The organism is uncultured Tyzzerella sp. (genome assembly GCF_963558545.1).
Classification (GTDB): Bacteria; Bacillota; Clostridia; order Lachnospirales; family CAG-274; genus Tyzzerella.
The window spans coordinates 1-5,274 of the sequence record NZ_CAUWHO010000002.1 but is presented as its reverse complement, the minus strand read 5'-3'; the positions used below and the strand labels follow the sequence as shown (position 1 = coordinate 5,274).

Sequence of the window (5,274 nt, the reverse complement as noted above, 5' to 3'; positions counted from 1 at the left end):
CATATGCATATACTTTTAATATTTGATCACATAATTTAAATGTTATATCTTCTAACTCTTTTAAATTACTTTTAGATGAATTCACAATAAATTCATCCAAATAAGAATAAGGTGAATCAATTAATTTTAAACTCTCTATATATCTTTCTTTTGTCTTTACATATTGCTCTCGAAGCTTTATATATTCCGTCATTTTATATACTAAAATCCAATTTATTGGATTTATAACAAAGAAAACTAAATGTAGTTTTGTAAAACTATCTTTTTCACAAACATAAAAATAAATTTTTGATTCCCAAAGATCATTTTCAAAGTCATTATAACCTTTAAAATTTATTTCTATATTTTTTTTAGATATTTTATCTACAGTAGTAATATCTAAAGATTCATATATATGCTTAAATTTTTTCTTTACAGAGTGTTTATATTGATTTATATAAAACTTAAGTTTCCTTTGTCTTTTTCTCGCATCTTGAAATCTACTAATTAAATATCCTAAAATAGTAGATATAATCACTACATATATCGAAAAAATATTTCCATTAATATGTTCTATATATGGGACTATACCTTCAACTGTATTACTAGCAATTTTATTGGTAGCTCTCTGTGTAATATCATATTTTTGACTAGCGATATTTGGTACATCAACAATACTATTTGAATTTATATTACCCAAATGTGGTACTGTAAAAAATTTATTCATAATTATTAAAGATATAAAAAAAATCCCCATAAATACCCCTATATTAGCTAAAATAGACGTTCTGCTTTTTTTATAAAAAATACATGTACAAATCATTCCTATAACACTTGAAATTTTCATATTTAAAGGTGTAAATACTACTATTAGAAGGAACATACTAATTAAAAAAAATAAACCTAAAGCCTCTAACCCATCTCTTTTTTTCCATAATTTTATTCCTGCACAAATCAGAGAAATAAAAATTATTAACTGTATAATAATCAATTTCTTTTTTCTCCTTTGCTTATAATTCACTTAAATCACTCATACTAAAAAACTAGTATGAACATCATCTCAAAAATGTTCAATTCATAAAAATAATAACCTTATAAATTACACAAACATCTGTTGTAATAATCCTTTTTTCAGTTCTCTTAAATAATCAAGATTCTTTTTCTCTTCTTCTATTAAATTATCTATCTCAGATAGAAATTTTGCTATCTTTTTTGTTCTTCTAATACAGACTATTTTAAGTTCTAAAACCAACTATCTATATTTTTTTAGTTATTCAAAAACAATTTGCAATGCTTCAATAACTAATTTTTCAATATTAACATTATCTCTTTCAGCTTTTTGTTCAAGAATTTCAAATAACTCTTTTGGTATTCTTACGCCATTTAAAGGTCTAGTAGTTGCCTTTCTCTTTTCTTTATATTCTCTTCCTTTTTTATAGAAATTTCGAACCTCTGGAATATCACTATCCTTTATATCAAATAAATATTGTTTTGCTTCTTCTTCACTCTTAAAACTCTTATAAATGGCAGGATAACCTTTAACTAATTTTTCACATTCAGTCCAGGAAGTAAGTATCTTATTCTGTACTCCTTTACCATCTTTTATAGTATACCATTTCTTAGCTTTTTTCTTAACCATATTATTACCTTTCTACTATCCCTTATATATACTACTTTTTTTAATGTTATATATATTGTTAATACTTAACAATATGATTTAAAAGGAAGTTATTTTCTCAACTTGAGTAGTTTTTCTTTACTTGGAGCTTGCTAACAGAACGTTAATATGTTAGGCACGGTAGGGGAACTTGAGAAAATAACAAAGTTTTACCTACTGTGACAAACGCCAAAAAAAGCCACCTACAATTAAGTAGATGGTGTTCGATAAGCGTTTGTCACAATAGATATAACTTGTAAAATGTTAGGCTCGGCTTTTTCACTTTTCATTTTTTACACTTGTGTTAAGTCCCTTTCGGATGTTGTTCGATATACTGCCCTCTAAAGCACTCTGCAAAAGCACTTCCAACATATACGATATAGACATTACTCTATATCCAGTAACCCTACCACGCCCTTCATGGTGGCGTTCACCTACGTTATACAATCACAGCCGTAACACAAGTAATAAGCTATGTATAACGCCCCATCTTTCTGCATTGGGTGGAGCAACCCTTATTTTATATTATAGTGGTTTTTTTTGCCTTCACCACTCACTTATAATTTACCAGTTTACATTTAACTATTTAAGTGGTAAACTATAAGTAATTCGTTATTCAATTAGTGCGTTTAATTGATTAACTCGTCCTATAAGTGTTACCGCACTTATAGGATTTTTTTGCATTAATTTATATTTATTATATATTTAATTTCAAAATAATGCAAATTTTTTATTCTAAAGAATAATAAAGTTAAACAATTACAATATGTATTATTATTTCAAGTTTATTCACATATTGCAATTGATTAACTTTATTTTTTTTTTAATTATTTTTATTTAACTATATTTTTTTGCCAATATATTCCCAATTTTATTATTAAATTTTATCTTAATTTTTATATAATTTAATATTTTTCTATTTTATACTTATGAATAAAAAATTTCAATAGTTTACTTTTTATTCATTTTATTCTCTGTATATTTACAAATAAATGTATGGAGGAATACAAATGAATATAGTAAAATATAATGGTTATACCGAAACTGAAATATATAACCTCATAAATCAAGTGAGAAACAATGATAACGAAGCTTTAAAAAAGCTTGAGTTCATTTTTAAAAATAAAATTTATATAAAAAATAATTCTAATCATGATGATGAATTAACTTCATTCTTTTATGAACTTTTATTAAAAATTCCCTTAGATAACGTAATTCAAAAGCACAAACTTATCAATTATATCCTTTCCAGTTTAAAAAAGAAAAAATCAAAAATTTTCAAAAATCAATCAGTTCAATTTAATGAATCTAATAATTTACTTACTAATTTACCTTCAAATATTTCATTTTATTTCATAGATGAATTAGTAACCTTAAAAACTTCTCTTTCAACTTTATCATTAAATGAAAAACAATTACTTTCTTTATATTATAAATATGGCTATACAGAACAAGAAATAGGTAATTATTTTAATAACATTACAAAAATGGCTATTTCTAAAAGAAAGAAAAAAATATTAAAAAAATTAAAAGAAAATTTTTAAACTTAGTTTACTTTTATCTAAATATTAACTCTATATATATGAAAAACAAAATAACAAAAGTGAAAGGATTGATTTAAATGAATTTACAAACTGGTTTTGATTGCTCACAAGCAGGAACTTCTCAATTAGAAAGTTTAAACAATGTTAATAGTGGAACTATGGTTCCAGCTTATTTTGAATTATCAACAGGATTAGATGGTTGTGTTGTTCTTAATAATGACGGAGAAATAATTCAAAACGAAAGATATGAAATTTTACAAGCTATTACAAGTGGTAATTATCCAAATTTACAAATTGGTTTCTATCATGCTTTGTATGATCCAACGTTTTATCCATCTGCTATGTCTTGTTATGAACAAGGTGCTGTATTTGGTATGTCATTAGCAAACCAATATATACCAAGCACTTATTTATTACTTGTTTTAGATGTTGAAGAATTCACATTTAATGATAATAATGTTACACTTGAACATGTAGAATCTTGTGTACAAGAATTTATGAATGGTTTAGAATCAACCATATCAGGTAATTTTGAAGTAATGATATATACTGATATTAATGAAATGAAATATCTTTGTCAACCACCTATGAATACTAGTTCTTCCTTAACAGCGGCTAATCTATGGCTTGCTAATGCATTAGTTTCACAAGGATTTGATTATAGCTTTTTCGAGCCTACTAATCCACAAATAGAGAACTATATGTATGATGCTGTTAACTGGTCTGGAGGAATTGCTGGATGGCAATATGCAGAATCTAACATAGTTGATTTAGATATTTTTGATTTAGATATAATATATAATGCAAATATGTCTTATAGTTTAATAAATTAATATTATTATAAAAATAAAAAAGATAACTTAAAATTTTATTTAAAGTTATCTTTTTTATTTTATCTAAAGAATACTATCTACTATATAAGTATATTCAATTAGCATAAAGAAATATTTAATTAAGAATAACAAACTATAGTAGAAATATAGCTATCAAATTTTTAAATACTTAAAACATATTCTAGTGTCATTCACTTATAAGTTATTAGAAAAATTACTAGTTTTGTTAGTATATTTTATTTAAATTAAATTTATATATATGAACATGGAACAAAACCTATTTTACCATTAATAGTGCAAACTTTATAATATTGTGTTTTCATATGATTCATAGGATTAGTAGTTTTTATATTACTTATAACATATAAAGGTTCTTTTTTATGATTTATAGAATCTATAATTAACGTTGATGTATTTGGTGCTTCAAATATTGGTATATTTTTATTAGGATTTGTATATACAATTTTATAATAAGTTTCATTTTGTGCAATATAACCAATTAATCCATTTTGAGTTTCAACTTTATACCATATTGGTTTAGTATTTTGTGTTCCTGGATCTGTACCATACAATTTTTCCAATACCTTTAACTTAATATCTTTCTTTTTATTAACCTGTAAATCTGGACTCGCTAATGTTGATGTTTTTTGAATAAAGGTTATTTGCTGTGGATTTGTATATACTATATTATCTTTTATTGTATTATTATTAATCTTATTTACATTAGACGATGAATTAGGAACTACTGAACTGTTGGTTTTAACTATTATATTTTTTGTATTCTTACTTGAATTTATGCTACTAGTAGAGTTTGTCCTATTACTATTTTTATTAGTAATTGATGTAGTAGTATTTTCTAAATTAGTATTTACATTATTAGTTGTTGATTGACTATTACTATTAGTAATACTTGTGCTTACATATTCTTCATAAATAAAACCTATTTGTCCATTAACACTTACTTTATACCATTGTCCTTGTTTTCCAAGTATATTCAGAGTTGTACCATTAGTTAAATACCCTATAATATTATTTCCTATAGCTGGATTACTTCTAATCCTTACATTACTTGATACATTAACTACTTGCCCATTTTCTGATAATTGTGTAAATGAATCATTAGTTCCATTTAATATATTTTGCATATTAGCGACACTTATATATCCAACTTCTCCTGTTTCTTGAACTTTAACTTTACAATACCCTTTCTGAGCTTGACCTAATATAGTTAACATTTCTCCAGTTGATAAATTTGAAACTA

At 24.5% G+C, this 5,274-nt stretch carries 6 protein-coding genes; 3 read left to right on the top strand and 3 right to left on the bottom strand.

Features of this window, described 5'->3' with window-relative positions; genetic code table 11:
• The coding region (locus tag R5Z65_RS00065; RefSeq protein ID WP_317366264.1) for a hypothetical protein at positions 1–1,000 on the bottom strand (1,000 nt) is incomplete at its 3' end.
• A 249-nt stretch (positions 1,001–1,249) separates the two neighbouring features.
• Positions 1,250–1,618 carry an RNase H1/viroplasmin domain-containing protein gene (locus R5Z65_RS00060; protein WP_317366262.1) on the bottom strand — a complete coding sequence of 123 codons (369 nt, stop codon included), beginning with the start codon at positions 1,616–1,618 and terminating at the stop codon, positions 1,250–1,252.
• Between the two features lie 337 nt (positions 1,619–1,955).
• On the opposite strand from R5Z65_RS00060, the gene R5Z65_RS00055 reads away from it, so the two are divergent.
• From R5Z65_RS00055 to R5Z65_RS00045, 3 genes are all read left to right on the top strand, one after another.
• A complete protein-coding gene (locus R5Z65_RS00055; RefSeq protein WP_317366261.1) occupies positions 1,956–2,240 on the top strand; it encodes a hypothetical protein in 285 nt (94 codons plus the stop codon).
• A gap of 406 nt (positions 2,241–2,646) precedes the next feature.
• Positions 2,647–3,180 (top strand): sigma factor-like helix-turn-helix DNA-binding protein, encoded by a 534-nt coding sequence (locus R5Z65_RS00050; protein WP_317366260.1) that lies wholly within the window; start codon positions 2,647–2,649, stop codon positions 3,178–3,180.
• A 77-nt stretch (positions 3,181–3,257) separates the two neighbouring features.
• On the top strand, positions 3,258–4,013 hold the full coding sequence (locus R5Z65_RS00045) for a hypothetical protein (RefSeq protein WP_317366259.1): 756 nt from the start codon (positions 3,258–3,260) through the stop codon (positions 4,011–4,013).
• A 251-nt stretch (positions 4,014–4,264) separates the two neighbouring features.
• On the opposite strand, the gene R5Z65_RS00040 is transcribed toward R5Z65_RS00045, so the two are convergent.
• On the bottom strand, positions 4,265–5,274 hold a 1,010-nt coding region (locus tag R5Z65_RS00040), incomplete at its 5' end, for an SH3 domain-containing protein (RefSeq protein ID WP_317366258.1).